The sequence below is a fragment of the Mesorhizobium sp. M0808 genome (assembly GCF_040320025.1).
Lineage (GTDB): Bacteria > Pseudomonadota > Alphaproteobacteria > Rhizobiales > Rhizobiaceae > Mesorhizobium.
Genome location: NZ_JAMYOX010000009.1, coordinates 76734 through 93004 on the forward strand (window position 1 = coordinate 76734; position 16271 = coordinate 93004).

Annotated in this window: 15 protein-coding genes; 8 read left to right on the forward strand and 7 right to left on the reverse strand. The window is 60.3% G+C overall.

Annotated elements, in window-relative coordinates; genetic code table 11:
* Positions 1–18: 18 nt before the first annotated feature.
* Together NKI25_RS13990 and NKI25_RS13995 are read right to left on the reverse strand one after the other, a co-directional pair.
* On the reverse strand, positions 19–840 hold the full coding sequence (locus NKI25_RS13990; protein WP_023675644.1) for an ABC transporter permease: 822 nt from the start codon (positions 838–840) through the stop codon (positions 19–21).
* Positions 837–1715 carry an ABC transporter permease gene (locus tag NKI25_RS13995; protein WP_023675645.1) on the reverse strand — a complete coding sequence of 293 codons (879 nt, stop codon included), beginning with the start codon at positions 1713–1715 and terminating at the stop codon, positions 837–839. Before NKI25_RS13995 ends, NKI25_RS13990 begins: the two co-directional genes overlap by 4 nt.
* Before the next feature lie 249 nt (positions 1716–1964).
* On the opposite strand from NKI25_RS13995, the gene NKI25_RS14000 reads away from it, so the two are divergent.
* From NKI25_RS14000 to NKI25_RS14025, 6 genes are all read left to right on the forward strand, one after another.
* Positions 1965–2891, forward strand: a complete 927-nt coding sequence (locus tag NKI25_RS14000; protein ID WP_352455343.1) for an ArsR/SmtB family transcription factor — start codon at positions 1965–1967, stop codon at positions 2889–2891.
* 184 nt (positions 2892–3075) lie between these two features.
* On the forward strand, positions 3076–4587 hold the full coding sequence (gene arfA, locus NKI25_RS14005) for an arabinosylfuranosidase ArfA (protein ID WP_352449659.1): 1512 nt from the start codon (positions 3076–3078) through the stop codon (positions 4585–4587).
* A 49-nt stretch (positions 4588–4636) separates the two neighbouring features.
* Positions 4637–5728: an ABC transporter ATP-binding protein gene (locus tag NKI25_RS14010; protein WP_352587364.1), complete on the forward strand. Its 1092-nt coding sequence runs from the start codon at positions 4637–4639 to the stop codon at positions 5726–5728.
* Positions 5729–5747: 19 nt separating this feature from the next.
* The gene (locus NKI25_RS14015) at positions 5748–6665 is read left to right on the forward strand and encodes a carbohydrate ABC transporter permease (RefSeq protein ID WP_502897375.1); all 918 of its coding nucleotides are present in this window, start codon (positions 5748–5750) and stop codon (positions 6663–6665) included.
* Positions 6662–7510: a carbohydrate ABC transporter permease gene (locus NKI25_RS14020; protein WP_031211878.1), complete on the forward strand. Its 849-nt coding sequence runs from the start codon at positions 6662–6664 to the stop codon at positions 7508–7510. The genes NKI25_RS14015 and NKI25_RS14020 overlap by 4 nt, the downstream gene beginning before the upstream one ends.
* 94 nt (positions 7511–7604) lie before the next feature.
* Positions 7605–8924 (forward strand): ABC transporter substrate-binding protein, encoded by a 1320-nt coding sequence (locus NKI25_RS14025; protein ID WP_352449655.1) that lies wholly within the window; start codon positions 7605–7607, stop codon positions 8922–8924.
* A 181-nt stretch (positions 8925–9105) separates the two neighbouring features.
* Here the strand turns inward: NKI25_RS14025 and minE are convergent, their stop codons facing one another.
* Genes minE through minC form a run of 3 tightly spaced genes read right to left on the reverse strand, consistent with a single transcriptional unit; the run spans position 9106 to position 10929 of the window.
* A complete protein-coding gene (gene minE / locus NKI25_RS14030; RefSeq protein ID WP_023677151.1) occupies positions 9106–9378 on the reverse strand; it encodes a cell division topological specificity factor MinE in 273 nt (90 codons plus the stop codon).
* Positions 9375–10190 (reverse strand): septum site-determining protein MinD, encoded by an 816-nt coding sequence (gene minD / locus NKI25_RS14035; protein ID WP_023677152.1) that lies wholly within the window; start codon positions 10188–10190, stop codon positions 9375–9377. The genes minE and minD overlap by 4 nt, the downstream gene beginning before the upstream one ends.
* A 19-nt stretch (positions 10191–10209) precedes the next feature.
* Entirely contained in the window at positions 10210–10929 is a 720-nt protein-coding gene (gene minC, locus NKI25_RS14040) for a septum site-determining protein MinC (RefSeq protein WP_352998602.1), read from the reverse strand.
* A 238-nt stretch (positions 10930–11167) separates the two neighbouring features.
* Between minC and NKI25_RS14045 the strand changes: the two genes are divergently transcribed.
* Positions 11168–12028 (forward strand): hydrolase, encoded by an 861-nt coding sequence (locus NKI25_RS14045; protein WP_023677154.1) that lies wholly within the window; start codon positions 11168–11170, stop codon positions 12026–12028.
* A gap of 94 nt (positions 12029–12122) precedes the next feature.
* Here NKI25_RS14045 and NKI25_RS14050 read toward each other — a convergent pair whose 3' ends face one another.
* The gene (locus NKI25_RS14050) at positions 12123–13229 is read right to left on the reverse strand and encodes a glycosyltransferase (protein WP_352455346.1); all 1107 of its coding nucleotides are present in this window, start codon (positions 13227–13229) and stop codon (positions 12123–12125) included.
* A gap of 8 nt (positions 13230–13237) precedes the next feature.
* The gene (locus NKI25_RS14055; RefSeq protein ID WP_031211881.1) at positions 13238–14788 is read right to left on the reverse strand and encodes a GumC family protein; all 1551 of its coding nucleotides are present in this window, start codon (positions 14786–14788) and stop codon (positions 13238–13240) included.
* A gap of 167 nt (positions 14789–14955) precedes the next feature.
* Here NKI25_RS14055 and NKI25_RS14060 point away from each other — a divergent pair, with 167 nt between their 5' ends.
* On the forward strand, positions 14956–16266 hold the full coding sequence (locus NKI25_RS14060; RefSeq protein ID WP_352455347.1) for a VpsF family polysaccharide biosynthesis protein: 1311 nt from the start codon (positions 14956–14958) through the stop codon (positions 16264–16266).
* Positions 16267–16271: the final 5 nt, after the last annotated feature.

The window sequence follows — 16271 nt, forward strand, 5'->3', positions numbered from 1 at the left end:
ATTCTCCCATTTTCATCTTCACTTGCCTGCCTTGAACCAGGTGAGGCTTTGCAGGACGAGCCCGCCAGCCAAGGGAATGCCGACCGTCAAAAGGATCATGACGGTTCCGAGCGCGTTCACCTCGGGGCTGATCGAGATCTTCAGCATCGAAAGGATTTGCGTCGGCATGGTCTCGACGCCCGCCGGCCGCCAGAACAGGCTGGCCGAGGTGTTGTCGAACGAAATGGTGAAAGCGAGCAGAACACTGGCAAGCACTGCGGGAATGAGCAGCGGCAGCGTGATTTCGCGGAATGTCGACACACGCGGCGCCCCGAGCGAAAGCGCCGCCTCCTCATAGGAACGTTTTATGCCGACCATGCGCGCCTGGACGATCAGCACCACGTAGGGGAGCGTGAGCAGAATGTGGCCGAGCACCAGCAGCGTCATGCTGCGCGGCTGGTCGACGGCTTTGATCATGACCAGCAGGCCGACGCCGAGTATCGTTTCGGGGACCAGCGCGGGAAGAATGACAAGCGTGTTGATCGCCTGCTTGCCACGGAACTCGAAGCGCACCAGCGCCAATGCCGCCATGATGCCGAGCAGCGTCGTCACCGTTGCCGTCACCAGGGCAATCCACATCGATGTCCGGAAGGCGTCGAGAACCGGCTCGTTGGTGAGCAGCTTTTCGTACCATCGCAGGCTGAAGCCGGTGAGGGGAAAGCCGCCGAACATCGAGGCGTTGAAGGAAAGCACGACCGTGGCGAGGATCGGCGCAAACATGAAGATGTAGACGCACACCGTGATCGCGCCGGTCAGCCGCCACGCCCATCTGCCTTCGCGATTGGGATGATCCGCTCTCATGCACTGAGGCCCTTCATGATCTGCGATAGGCCCATATAGCGGCTGTAGGCGGCCGCGGCCGCGCCGAGCAGGACGAACAGGACGATGGAAAGCGTGGCGCCCATCGGCCAATTGAGCTGCCCCATGATGGTGTCGTAGATCAAGTTGCCGAACAGCGCATCGCGGCTGCCGCCGAGCAGCTGCGGCGTCACATAGGAGCCGGCCGCCAGCACGAAGCAGAGCAGCAGCCCGGCGCCCAGCCCCGGCATCGATAGCGGCAGGGTCACTTCGCGAAACGCCTGCGCGCTGGTACAGCCCATCGAGCGGGCGGCGGCGATCAGCGTGCGGTCGATGCTTTCCAGGCTGACATAGACGTTCAGGATCATATAGGGCAGCAGAAAATGCAGCAGCCCCATGATGACGGCGCCCTCGGTGTAGAGCATCGGCAACGGCTCGTTGATAACCCCCAGCCTGATGAGCACGACGTTGATCAGCCCCTGTTCGCCGAGAATATGGATCCACGAGAATGTCCGGATGGTGAAGCTGATCCAGAACGGCACGATGAGCAGCAGCAACAGCAGCCATTTGTGCCTGAAGGTCGTGGCCCAGATGAAATAGGCGGGGAAATAGCCAAGGATCGCGCAGATCACAGCGGTGATGGCGCCGACGCGAACGGTCTTCCAAAGAAAACCGTGATAGTAGCTGTCGGTGAGGAATTCCTTCCAGTTGTCGAAGGTCAGCACTGCCGATTCCACCCCCGCGGTGACGAAGGTGAAAAACGTGTAGACCGTCATCATCGCGATCGGCAGCAGCAGAAGCAGGGTAAGCAGTAAAAGCACAGGCGCGACGAGGACCCAGGCCAGTCGCTGATCGTATAATTTCCACCCTTTGGTCACGACCCGTCCAACCACTCTATGTGCAAGCCGCCATCACCGGGCTCGGCTCCGGACTAGATTGGGCGATCGGCGTTCAGGTGTCCACTCTGCATATGGCTCCTGCACAAATTCTGTGCAGGGCCACCGCGCGACCCTCGCCCTGCCGGATTCAACAAATTGCCCGGCGTTCCGCCTGCACATTGATTAAATCAGATATCCCGATATACAGGGTAATTTCGGATATAGATTTTACATGGGCCGGGCAATTTCATGAGTCGCAATTTTCTGGTGATTGAACCTGAGGAAGGCATTGCCGTGCTCAAGGGGCTTGCCTCCTCGGCGCGGATCTCGATGCTGAAACTGCTGCATGAGAAGGGGCCGATGAATGTCAACGAAATCGCCGCCGTGCTGTCGCTTCCGCAGTCGACCGTCTCGACCAACATCCAGGTGCTGGAGGATGCGGGGCTGATCCGCACCGAGAACCTGAAAGCGAAGAAAGGCAGTCAGAAAATCTGTTATCCGACGGCCGAAGAAGTGCTCGTCGTGTTCAAGAGCGAATATCGTGCGGTCAAGAACGACGCGATCGAAGTGTCGATGCCGATCGGGCTTTATACCGGCTTTGAGGTTACCGCGCCCTGCGGCCTTTGTTCGCCGGACGGCATCATCGGCTTGCTCGATGTGCCGAACACTTTCCTTGATCCGGACCGCATGAAAGCCGGTCTGCTATGGTTCACGCGCGGTTTTGTCGAATACCAGTTCCCCAACAATGCCAAGCTCGCCAATGCCGAGATCACCGGACTCGAAGTGGCGATAGAACTGTCTTCGGAAGTGCCGGGCACCAGCGCCGATTGGCCCTCGGACATCACGCTGACGATCAATGGCGTCGATGTCGGCACCTGGACGTCGCCGGGGGATTTCGGCGACAAGCGCGGCGTCTTCACGCCCTCCTGGTGGAAGCTCAAGGGCTCGCAATACGGTAAGCTGAAGAACTGGCGAATTGCCAATGACGGCACCTATGTCGACGGCCTCAGGATTTCCGAAACCGGCCTCGCCGCACTCGATCTGAAGAGCCATCATTCAATCCGCGTCCGTATCGGCGTCAAGGACGACGCCAAGCGCCCTGGCGGGATCAATATTTTCGGCAAGGGCTTTGGAAATTACGATCAGGACATCCTGCTCAGGATCAAAACTGGTTGATATCATGAAACCGGGTTCTGAGGATAACGCAGCAATTTCAACTATCTGGCTTTCTGCTGTGCCAAAGCGTTCGTCTAATTGTCCTACATTTGGGTATTTTGGCTTGACGAAGGGCTGCCAATTCCTCTTTGATATCGGGCAAGATGATTTAAATCATCGTTTGTGATATCGATGGGAGGAATGCATGAAGGCAGCCGTTACGGCTCATCCGCATTATGTCGTCTCGGAAATCGATCCGAGGCTCTACGGATCCTTCATCGAGCATCTGGGGCGGGCAGTTTACACCGGCATCTATGAGCCCGGCCATCCGACAGCGGATGCCAACGGCATGCGTCAGGACGTCATCGATCTCGTCAGGGAACTCAATGTTCCGATCGTCCGCTATCCCGGCGGCAATTTCGTCTCGGCCTACAATTGGGAAGACGGCATTGGCCCCAAGGAACAGCGCCCAGTGCGCCTCGACCTCGCCTGGCACACATCGGAAAGCAACGAGGTCGGCCTGCATGAATTTGCCGATTGGTGCACCTCCGCCAACACCGAGATGATGCTTGCCGTCAATCTCGGCTCGCGCGGCCTCGACGAAGCCCGCAATCTGCTGGAGTACGCCAACCATCCCGGCGGCAGCAAATGGAGCGACAGGCGCATCGCCAACGGCCGCAAGGAGCCCTTCGACGTCAAGCTCTGGTGCCTCGGCAATGAAATGGATGGCCCCTGGCAGATCGGCCACAAGACCGCGGACGAGTATGGCCGGCTGGCGCATGAGACGGCCAAGGCCATGCGCGCCTTCTCCAAGTCACTCGAGCTGGTGGTCTGCGGCTCTTCGAATGCCAAGATGCCGACCTACCCTGAATGGGAAGCGACGGTTCTCGACCATACCTACAACGAGGTCGACTACATCTCGCTGCACATGTATTTCGACAACGAAGCCAACGACGCTCCGAACTATCTCGCCATGAGCGAAAAGCTCGACGACTACATTGTCTCGGTCGCCGGCGTCATCGAGTATATCAAGGCCAAGAAGCGCTCCAACAAGCAGGTCTACATCTCGTTCGACGAATGGAACGTCTGGTACCATTCCAAGGAGCAGGACAGGAAGATACTCGGCGGCAGCAACGGCTGGCCGTTCGCCCCGCCGTTGCTCGAAGACATCTATAATTTCGAGGATGTGCTGCAGGTCGGCCTGATCCTCAACACCTTCATCCGCCGTTCCGATGTCGTCAAGATCGCCTGCCTGGCACAACTGGTCAATGTCATCGCGCCGATCATGACCGTTCCGAATGGCCCGGCATGGCGGCAGACGATTTTTTATCCCTATCTGTTTGCTTCTAACTATGGTCGCGGCAATGCGCTGGATCTCAAGGTGGAAAGCCCGACCTACAAATCCAGCGTTGCGGGCGACGTCGCCTATGTCGATGTTGCCGGCGTGCACGACAGGCAAACCGGCCACGTCACCTTCTTCGCCGTCAACCGCCATTCGAGCGAGGCAATCGAAACAGTGGTCGACCTCACCGGCTTCGGCGCGGCGGAGATCGTCGATCACCAGGTGATGGCACACGCCGATCTGAAAGCCGTCAATTCGGCCGAAAACCCTGGCAATGTCGGCCCCAGGAAGGGTGAGGGCGCCTCGCTCGCCGGCGGCAAGCTGAGCCTGTCACTGCCCGCCTATTCCTACCAGGTCATACGCCTGAGGCTCTGAGTTCAGGCGGATCATCGAGAAAGCGCAAACGCTGAGGAGGAGCGTCGACGTGACGGCCGATATCGAGATCAGGAACGTGAGCAAGCAGTTCGGTGCCATGACGGTGCTGGATCATCTGTCGCTCTCCATAAGGGCACGCGAATTCATCGTGTTCCTGGGGCCGTCCGGCTGCGGAAAATCGACGCTTCTTCGGATGATCGCCGGTCTTGAAGCTGTCGATAGCGGCGAGATTGCCATCAACAACGAGCGCATCGATCATCTGCCGCCGGGCAAGCGCGGCATTGCGATGGTGTTCCAGTCCTATGCGCTTTATCCGCATATGACGGTGCGCGACAACATGGCCTTCGGCCTTGCGAATATCGGCGTACCAGGCAAGGTCATTGAGGCGCGTATCAACGAAGCCGCTCGCATCCTCGAAATGCCGCATCTGCTCGATCGCAAGCCGGGCCAGCTCTCCGGCGGTCAGCGCCAGCGCGTCGCCATCGGCCGTGCGATCGTCAAGGAGCCGAAGGCCTTTCTGTTCGACGAGCCGCTTTCCAATCTCGATGCCGCGTTGCGCACCCGCACCCGCATCGAGCTTGCCCAGCTTCACCAGCGGCTGCAATCGACGATGATCTTCGTCACCCATGACCAGGTCGAGGCAATGACGCTGGCCGACCGCATCGTCGTCATGAACAATCGCAAGATCGACCAGATCGGTACCCCGATGGAGATCTACGAGCGCCCGGCGACCAAATTCGTCGCGGGTTTCGTCGGCGCGCCAGCGATGAACTTCGTCGATGCGACGCTTGACAGATCCGGCGAGAACGCCACGGCCAGGTTTGCGGACGGCGTCTCGGTGCAGACCGAGATCGCCTCCAGCCAACTGACCGATGGCAAGTACACTTTCGGCATCCGTTCTGAAGACGTGCGCATCGTTGCCGCCGGACAGGGCAATTCCGGCGGCGTGGTCGATGTGCTCGAGCGCCTCGGCGAACGCACCCTGATCTACGCGCGGCTGGGCGATGGCCAGCAGATCGTCGGCTCGGATGCCGGCAACAGCCGCGTCGCCGTCGGCGACAGAATCGGGCTCGCCTTTGATGGCCAGAAATCGCATCTGTTCAACGAGACCGGCCGCGCCTGGCATGCGAGGGAGGCCTGAGATGGCTGACCGGCTGGCGATGTCCCCGACCGCGACGCTTGCTGTCGGCGTCAGAGCCCCTACCGCCGACATCTATGCGCCGCAATGGCGAAACGTCATTTTCGTTGCGCCATTCTTGTTCTTCTTCACCACGCTGCTGCTCTTCCCGCTGCTCTGGGGGATGTGGCTGAGTTTCCACAAGGCCGACACGTTTTCGTCCGGAAATTTTGTCGGTCTCGGCAATTACGCCAGGCTGTATCACGACAAGGTCTTCCTGCAATCGATCTGGAACACCTTCTATTTCGTGCTTCTGACGGTGCCGACGCTGGCGCTGATCGGCCTTTTCCTGGCGCTTTGCCTCAACCGCCGCACGCGCACTGCCGCGGTTTTGCGGACGCTGTTCTTTTCCTCGTCGGTGCTATCGGTCACCATCGTCACGCTGATCTGGCGCATCGTCTTCATTCCGAATGTCGGCCTGTTGTCGACGATCTACGGATGGTTCGGCGCAACGGCTCCGGCCTTCATTTCCGATCCCAGCCTGGCGATGGTCGGCATCGCCATTGCCACCATCTGGTGGTGTATCGGCCTGCCGATGATGCTCTTTCTCTCGGCGCTCCAGCAGATTCCACAGGATATTTACGAGGCGGCAGCGCTGGACAATGCCAATCGCTGGCAGACGCTACGCTCGATCACGCTGCCGTCGATCAAGCGGACCTTCATCCTGGTGATCATCATCCAGATCGTGCTGCAATTCCAGCTGTTCGGCCAGGCCTGGCTGATGACGCGCGGCGGTCCGAACAACCTGACCAAGCCGATCGTGCTCTACATCTACGATACCGCATTCCGTCGCTGGGATCTCGGCCTGGGCGCCGCTGCATCGGAAATCCTGTTCATCCTCATCCTGGTCGCGGCCATGGCCCAGTACCTGGTGACACGCAGCAGCGGAGACCAGGCATGAGCGCCACAGCAGCTTCCATCAAGGGCCGGGCATTTGGCGACCATTTGTTATTGGCCCTGGTCATCCTGCTTTCGATCGTCATGATCGCGCCGGTTCTGTGGGTCATCGGCCTGTCACTCAAGGACAATACGGAGCTGATGGCCGATCCGAATTCGGTGTTTCACGCGCCCTATACGCTGAAGAACTACATCAACACCGTCGGCACCTCGTCCGTGTTCATCTGGGTGCGCAACAGCATCATCGTCTCGGGCGGATTGACGCTCGGCACGTTGATCCTGTCGTCGCTCGCCGGCTACGGTTTTGCACGGCTGAATTTCCCCGGCCGAGACGTGCTGTTCGTGATCGTGCTGTTCGGTCTGGCGGTCCCGGAACAGGCCGTGCTTGTCGCCCGTCACCAGATCTTCAGCATGCTGAAGTTCCACAACACCTATCAAGGGCTCATTCTGCCGGGCCTTTCGGCTCCGTTCGGTGTCTTCCTGATGACCCAGTATTTCAAGGCCATCCCGAAGGAGCTGGACGAAGCCGCCATGCTCGATAACGCCAGCCGGCTCAGAATTTTCTGGAAGGTGCTTCTGCCGCTCACGCTGCCTGCGCAGGCGACGCTCGGCATCTTCACCTTTCTCGGCGCCTGGAACGACTACTTCTGGCCGCTGATTTCGGCGACGAAGAAGGACATGTTCACGCTGACGGTCGGCATGGCCTCGACCCAGACCAACTTCGCCCAGTCCGAAGGCATCGGCTTCCTGATGGCGCAGGCGGTGTTCGCCGGTGCACCGATCCTGATCGTCTACCTGTTCTTCCAGAAATACATCGTCACGGCGGTCTCCGGCGCTGCGGTGAGATAACGAAGATTGCCTGACGGCCGGGGGAATGCGCAGCGATTGAAGCACGAAAGCCAATCCAGGGTGGAGCGGCGGAAACTCAGTAGGAGGAACTGATATGAAACTGAAGAAAATACTGTTTGCAGCAGTCTCTGCGGGCGCAATGATGCTCGCAAGTCCAAGCTTCGCGGCCACGGAGCTGAGCGTGCAGCGCTTTTTCGGCGCCTGCGATGCCGATTTCGGCACCAACACCGATGCCACCAAGGCCGTTGGCGAATGCGGCATCATCACCTCGCTAATCAACAAGTTCAACGCCGACAATCCCGATGTCCATGTCAACGTCACCACCGTGGAATGGCCCGGCTATGATCAGCTGACCGCGCAGTTCGCTTCAGGCGACGCTCCGGACATCGTCACGATCCATGAATCCGTACTGTCGGATTATCAGTCGAAGGGCCTGTTGATGCCGCTCGACGATCTCTTGAAGTCGGTCGGCGTGACACCCGACGCCTTCACCGACGCGGCACGCAATGGCGCCACCAAAGACGGCAAGGTCTATGGCCTGCCGATCGACAGCTGGACGATGCTCTATCACGTCAACATGGATCTTTTCAAACAAGCCGGCCTGGTCAATGCCGACGGCACGCCGATTTTTCCAAAGTCGCCCGAGGAACTGCTCGCCCAGGCCGAACAGTTCAAGCAGAAGACGGGCAAGCCTTATTTCGTCCAGAACCTGACCAATGAGACTGCACTCTACACACGCAACCTCTACACCTATCTTTTCCAGCAGGATTCCGATTTCTTCGCCGATCCGAAGCATGTGAAGTTGAATACGCCGGAAGCCAAGAAGGTCGTCGAGATGTACAAGGCGATCTTCGAGAAGGGCTACACCACCAAGGATCTCGATTATGGCGGCTCGATCAACGCCTTCCTTGCCGGCGAGGGTGGCGTCCACCTTAACGGCACCTGGGTGGTCGGCGATTACAACGCCCAGTCCGAGACCAAGGGTACGGCGCTCAACAAGGGCGGCTATGCGGTCTATCCGTATCCGCAGCTGTTTGGCGGCGCCCACGCGCAATATGCCGACGGCCACACCTGGGCCGTTTCGCAGAAAGACCGCACGCCTGAACAGATCGCGGCCATCGGTAAATTCCTGAAGTTCTTCGCCGACAACGACTTCGAATGGTCACGCACCGGTCACCTGCCGGCCTATAAGGCCGTCATCACCTCGGACGCGTTCAAGGCCCTGCCGCATCGCAACACGATCTCTGCGGTCGCTGATCTCGGCAAGCCGCTGCCGTCCGCCGTACAGCGTCAGTTTGCGATCCAGGACATTATCGGCGAAGAGATGAGTGCAGCAATCAGTGGCCAGAAGGACGTCGACACCGCCCTTGCCGACATGGAAAGCCGCGTCAACGAATTGCTCGCCAACATCTGACCACGGTTTCGAAAGGCCCTCCCAAGGCCCCCGCGGCTGGAAACGGCCGCGGGGTTTTGGTGAGGGAGTGGTTATTGTCCTCGAATTGCGAGAACTTGCCGGTGGCGACCGGGTCAAACACGCCAACCACGGCGCCGCAACCTCGGCAGCAGCCGACGCAAGCCCTGGCCGGAGGATTCCGTTAGAACGCCGCGGCCATGGGCATTGCGACCTTGTTGGGGATCTGGATGTCGATCTCCAATCTCGACGTCGTTTCGCCGTGATCCATGCTCACCTGCAGGAAATCCTGGTCGACCTGAACATGCCGGGCGATCACCGCCATGATCTCCTCGCGCAACACCGAGACGAGATCGGGCTGGTTGCGGCTTCGACGCTCGTAAGCCAACAGCAGTTGCAAGCGTTCGCGCGCCACCGGCGCGCTGCCGCGGCGCTTGAAGATATCGAGCAGGTTCATGCTGCCCTCCTTCCCAACAGCCGGTCGAGGAGGCCCCTCCGCTCGAAAGGCAGAATGACCGGCAGGTCCTCGCCCTCGAGTCTTCTTGCCGCGTCGATATAGGCGCGTGCGGCGGGGTTGGTGTTTTCGCTGAGCGTAACCGGCGCGCCCACATTGGATGCGCGCAGCACGTCCTGGCTCTCGGGAATTATTCCCAGCAAGGGCGTCGACAGGATCTCGAGCACGTCATCGATGCTCAGCATCTCGCCGCGGGCAGCGCGCGCAGCATCGTAGCGCGTGACGAGGACGTGTTTGACAATCGATTCACCTTGCTCGGCTTTCATCGTTCTGGAGTCGAGCAGGCCGATGATGCGATCGGAATCGCGGACCGAGCTCACTTCCGGGTTGGTGACGATTACCGCCTCGTCGGCAAAGCGCATGGCAAGTTGCGCGCCCCGCTCTATGCCGGCTGGGCTGTCGCAGAAGACGTAGTCGAAAACCGATCGCAGCTTGTCGATGACATCGGCGACGCCTTCCTCGGTGAGAGCATCCTTGTCGCGCGTTTGCGAGGCCGGCAGCAGGAACAGCGTTTCGAGTCGCTTGTCACGGATCAGCGCCTGCGAAAGCTTGGCGGTTCCCTGAATGACGTTGACGATATCGAAAACAACGCGCCGCTCGGCACCCATGATCAGATCGAGGTTGCGCAGGCCGACGTCGAAATCGACGAGAGCCACCCGCTTGCCGGTTTTCGCGACCGCGGCGCCGAGAGCGGCCGTCGAGGTCGTCTTGCCGACACCCCCTTTGCCGGATGTGACAACCACTACCTTGCCCATATTTGTGCCTCCAATGTTGTTAGTTGAGCGGTGCGACGCAAAGTGCGCCGTCCTCGAGAAAGGCCTGTACCGGCCTTCCTCGCGAGGAGGCGTCCATCTCCTCGGCAGTGCGGTACCAGCCGTCCACCGCCAGAAGTTCGGCTTCGTTTTTCCGGCAAAAGATGCGAGCCGCGGAATTTCCCGTGGCGCCGGCGAACGCACGTCCACGCAGCGTGCCGTAGACGTGGATCGATCCTCCGGCGATGATCTCGGAACCGGAACTGACGGAGCCGACAATGACCACATCGCCATCGGGATGAAAGATCGACTGGCCGGAGCGGATCGGTGCCTTGATCATCAATGAGTTCGGCGCCTGCGGCTCTTCCGTCTTGGCCTCAGCTGCGGCCTTCGGGTCCGGCTGCACGTAAAGCGCGTCGGCGGTGGCCTCCTTGGCGCCAACGAGGAGCGGCGGCAGATCGGCATCGAGAGCTACATTGCCATCGGCCTCGATCGCGTAGATGCGAATCCCGCGCTCCGCGAGTTGTAAGACCAGATCCCGCATCTCGCCCACCTCGGGCTTGAGTATATTCAGATCGAGCACGACCGGGCGGCCGGCAAAGAAGCCGGGAGAGTTTTCGGTCCAGTGATCGAGGCTTTGCAGCCATTCCCCTAGCGGGGCCTCAGGGGTGAGGGTGAAGGCTACAAACGAGCGCGCTCGAAAGCGTATGGACTTGTTTTGGATGGGAGAGACGCAGGTCACAGAGGCGAGTCCTTACTGATTGGTTAAGGCTAGCCCGGCATGGTTAACGAAAAGTTAATGGCGGCTTCCCGAGGCGTTGGCGGAGGCATTCTTTTTGCCCCTGATCGCCCCGCCGGCGCCCTGCTTCCGATGCACGACGAGGTCCTCCTCGCGGCTGCCTGGAGGCGCCTCCAGTTCACGAGGTCGGCCGACCGGTATATTGTTGCCGGAATGCCGGGCCTATTAAGGAGTTATCGATTTGACAAGCGTTGCCAAGGGGCCTGTCGCGGATCGCGGTCGCGCTACCTATGACCTTGGCGCGACCGCCATCTTTGCTTCCAAATCAGACCCGCGCTTTCACTATTGCCTGTATGTGCCTCCCGCGGTTGGGGAAGGGGCCAAAGTCGATCTGATGGTCGCTGTCCATGGCACCGGCCGCACCTCTTTTCTTGGATTCCGCGATGCATTTTCCGAGTTCGGACGCTGGAACGGCTGCGCCGTTTTGTGTCCGCTGTTTCCAATCGGCGTTCTCGGGGATGATGCCCGCAGCGGATACAAATATTTGCTCGAGGGCAACATACGCTACGATCAGGTGCTGCTCGCCATGGTTGAGGAGGTCAGCGCCAAATACAGTCAGGATTGGAGCCGCTTTGCCATGTTCGGATTTTCCGGCGGCGGGCATTTCACGCATCGTTTTGCTATCCTGCATCCCGACAGGCTCTGGGCGGCCTCAATCGGCGCGCCAGGCTCGGTGACCTTGCTCGATCCGACGCGTGACTGGTGGGTGGGCATTCGCGATCTGCCGGAGAAGTTCGGCATCACCTTCGATGCCGCAGCGCTGGCAAAAGTGCCTTTCCAGATGATCGTCGGCGACGCTGACCTGGAGACTTGGGAGATCACTCATGTCCAAGGCAGCACCCATTGGATGCCGGGCGCCAACGATGCGGGGCGAACACGGCCGGAACGCCTCATGGCATTGTGTCGATCGTTCGAGGAGGCGGGGGCGCGCGTGCGCTTCGATTTGCTGCCAGGCGTATCTCATGAACGGGATGCGGTTCTCGATTCGGTCAAGGATTTCCTCGCCCAACAACTCAAGGAACGAGGGAATGCCTCACGATAAATTCGTTGCGCCCCAGCCCGTGAAGAGATTATCGCAATCAAAGCCCGACCACGTCGACCGCATCCAACCGCGATCTGCTGGCAGTGCGTAACGACTAGAGCAACGCTTCGTATTGATCGCCAATCTTGTCGACTGTGAAATCCGCCGCCCTGTTTTTCAGCACGGCAGCAGGGGTGGGGTGGTCCAGCATCTCGGCCATCGCCTTCGCCAGGGCCGCGGCGTCACCGACCGGCACCAAGGTGCCGAAACGGCCGTCAGCGAGTATTTCGCGCGGGCCATGCGGAGCATCGGTGGAGATTACGGGGACACCGGCGGCCATGGCCTCGACCAAGACGTTGCCAAAGCCTTCGCTGGTCGATGACAGAACGAACAGATCGGCCGCGGCATAGCAAGCCGCGGGATCGTTGACATAGCCGGCAAAGAGCACGTCCCCGCCTATGCCTGTCTCTTCGGCATAGGCGTGCAATTCGGCAGCCAGCGGACCTTCGCCGAAGATAACAAGCCGGGCGGGGCGGCCGGCGCGCAGGGCAGCGAAGGCCCGCAGCAAAGTCCGGTGGTCCTTGACCGGCACCAGGCGCCCGGCGGTGGCAATGACCGGCGCATCGCCCATCGCCGCCAACGCTGCCTGCCAGGCATAGGAAGTCCCCGGCGGTGCTTCAGCCGGCGGCAGCGGGTTATTGATGACGACGACCTTGGATTCGGGGAAGCCGCGGGCGATGATGTCACGGCCGACACCCGCTGAAACGGCGATGGCTTTGGTTGCGCGCGCTGCAACCAGCGCGGAAAGCCAGATCGCCAGCCTCGCGCCGAGGCCGCTGGCAGGCAGCGAGGCGGCGGCATGGAAGCTTGGAAAGAATTTTGCCCGGCTTCTGGCCAACATGAGTGACAGCGCCATCACCAGATTGGCGAATTCCGGGGCGCTATAGACCGCATCAGGATCAAGGCGGCGGAACAAATTTGCGCTTCGCACGATGCCTTTCAGCGTCGCCGACTTGGCGTAACCCTCGCCGCGCAAGAGAAGGCCGAAGTCGACCAGATGCACGGCAGCTGAACGCAGCGCGGCGTTAGGGCCTTCCGCGTTCCAGGTAAAAAGCGTGACCTCGTGGCCACGCGACGCCAGTTCATTTGCCATCAGGACGAAAACACGTTCGGCGCCGCCGCCCCTCAGGCTGGCGATGTGGAAAACGATGCGCTTCACCATGCCTTGCTTCAGGCTCGGCTGGCGGCAAGGCCTGATCGGTTCGGCGGCCGGCGCATGTCGCGGATGATGCCCATGCCGATGGCCAGCAGCATGCCCAGGGCAAAGCCTGCGAACGCTCCTGCGCCTGCCACCAGGGCAGTGCGCGGGGGCCATGAGCGCGCTGGCGGGGGCACCGCGGTCGAAATCACCTGTACGTTTGTGGTGTCGATCTGCTCGCGCTCGCTGATTTGGCGCGCACGTGACAGGAAGCTCTCATAGACCGCTCTCTTCGAGGCGGCATCGCGTTCAAGTTCACGCAGGGCGACTTCGGATTCGCTGTCGGTGAATACATTGCTCTTCAGATCGTTCATCCTGGCGTTGAGAGAAGCCAACGAGGCCCCGGCCTTGTCCAGGCTGGCCTTTGCCGTGCCGATGGTGCGGGAGAACTCGGCCCGGAGTTGCGAGTTGACGGTCTCGAGTTCCGTCCTGAGCCTGACAATCGTCGGGTGGCGCGGACCGAAGGTCATCGACTGTGAATCGATCTGCTGCCGCAGGCTGTTTGACCTGTCGCGCAGCGCCGCGAGCGCTTCCGAAACCGTGGGGTCGGGATTGGCCCCGTTGATACCGGAGGCAACCAGGGCGTCGTAGCTTGCCTGCGCGGCGATGACACGCGATTGCGCATCGACGATTTCGCCATTGAGCTGCGTCAGCGTCTGCGAACTGACGAGCTGGCCATTGCTGGACGACAGGTTGTGGCTGCGCCTGTAGCTCTCGACCTTCTCTTCGGCTGCCTGCACGTCGCTCTTGAGTTGGCCAAGCCGGCTGTCAAGGGCAGCCGCGGCACGGCTGGCGCCGGCAGCTTCCGCCTTAGCCAGTTCTTCCTGGAAGTTTTTGACTATGGCCTGCGAGATCAGGATCGCCTTGGCGGTGGTTTCCGCAGATACCGAGAGGGTTGTGACAAACGAGGTCGGATCCGCGATGGCGTCTACCCGGTCCGCCAGGTTCTTCAAGGCGATGAGCCTCGGGTCGGGCTTCGCCACAGCGCCGGACGAGGATGTGCTCCGGTCCGGATCGAAAAACTCCGGATCGTGAGTCAGATTCAGTTCGTCCACCACACGGGAAAGCACGTTGCCCGAGGTCAGGATGCGCTGCTTGCTGCGCGTGCTGAGCAGTTGGCTATCGATCTGGCCCGGTTGCGAGTAGAGGTCGTTTTCCACAACCTGCAAATTGGATGGGTTGATGAGGACCTCGGTCGTGACGGTGTAACGCTGCTTGCTCAGCAATGCATAGGCGCCGCCGACAATGCCGCCGATTACCGCCAGCATGAAGGCCAGGGCGAGGCCGGCCCGCAGCCAGACGAACAGGCGTCGAAAATCGAGCTCGAGGAAATCGCCGATCTTGTCCAGGGTCACCGTTGCGACAGGCTCTGGAGGTTGCGGCGTCACCGGCGCGGAGCTTAGCGCCGCGACTGGGCCATGCTGTTGCAGCAATGCCCTGCGCCGTGCATTGGCGATACGCTCGAATGCACTGTTATTGGAAGCCGTCGCGGAGATGGGGGGTGTGCCGGAACCGGCAGACATGGTGACAACCCTTGTTAAATCATTACGCTTGGCCTGCTCTACAGAAACATCGTTAACATCTTATTTTCCAAGTTGGCCCATTTTACCGCTCACGCTGTCCGTCCGGCGGACGTTGAAGGGATTTCGTTGCCCAGAATGCCGTTCGAATATCGCCATTTGGATGGGCCATGAGCTATCCCGCTGCCGCTTCGGAACGATTATCGTCCAGCCGAGCGCGCCGTCAGAACGCGCTGTCGCTGCTGTTTTTCCTATGCGCAGCGTTCGCGCTCCTGCTTCGCTTTACGGTATCACCGCAGGTGATGAACATGGTCGTCGACTATACGGCCCAGGGAGGCTCGTTCTACGAGAAGCTGCATTTCGGCACCTATGCGATCATCCTGCTGCTTCCTATCGTTCTTTTCAGCCGGCCGTTTCTGCTGCACGGCGACGAAATTGGAATATTCAAGGCGTTGATCCGCTATTCGGTGCTGATGTTCGCGCTGGTGCCCTATCTGTTCGTTACCGGCCGTGCGGGCTCCTCCGGGTTCATCATCGATACCTATCTGGTGGCCGGCGCCACAGGCCTGTTGATGCTGGCATTGAATGCAGAGGTGCGGCGGGCGCTGGGGGACGTCGTGCTTGGAATGGCGATCCTGAGCGCTGTCATCGGCACCATCGAGGCGGTGACTCAACATCGGCTGTTGCCCTATGGGTTGAACGAACTGCAATTCAGGCCAACTGGCCTGTCGGCCCATCCGCTGGCACTGGGCGCGCTCTGCGCCACAACCATCGGATTCGTGCCGCTGACGCACTGGCGCATATGGGCGCGGGTGATGGCGATCTTCCTGTTGTTCATCGGTTGCGCTGCATCGGGCGCTCGCGCCGCGCTGATGCTCGCCACCGGCGAAATCCTCATTCTGCTGCTGTTCGTGCCTTGGCCGGGCCTGTCGCTCAAATATGAGCGGCAGGCCAAATTTGTCGTGCTGATGTTCACCGTGACGGGTGGCGCGGTGCTCGTAGCGGTACTGTTTGCGGGCGGTCTGCTGAATCGGTTCAGCAACACCATCTTCGACGAAAACTTCATGGCCCGGGTGACCATTTATCAGGTGTTCGGACTGGTCAGCTGGAACGACATCCTGTTCGGCATGAACGTTGACGACCTGCTGGCGATCGTCCGGCAGAAGCTGCATCTGCCCTACATCGAAAGCGCGCCGGTGGTAATTATCTTGCTCTTCGGCCTGCCCATAGCCCTGCTGTTTACAGCGCTGATATTCTGGTTCGTCTTCCGGCTGCTGCGCGGGGCGCCGCTGCCGGCATGGATCGGCACCATAACGTTCTTGCTTGCCGCGCTGTCAAACAACGCGCTTTCGTCAAAAACGCCGGACATGACGATCATCGTGGTGTTGCTGCTTGCCTACAGGAAGCAGCCCCATGGAGGCTCGCTCGAGAGCATGCCTTCGGCTGCTGCATCCAGCCCAAACCCGGCTGGATCTCGTTAAGCACG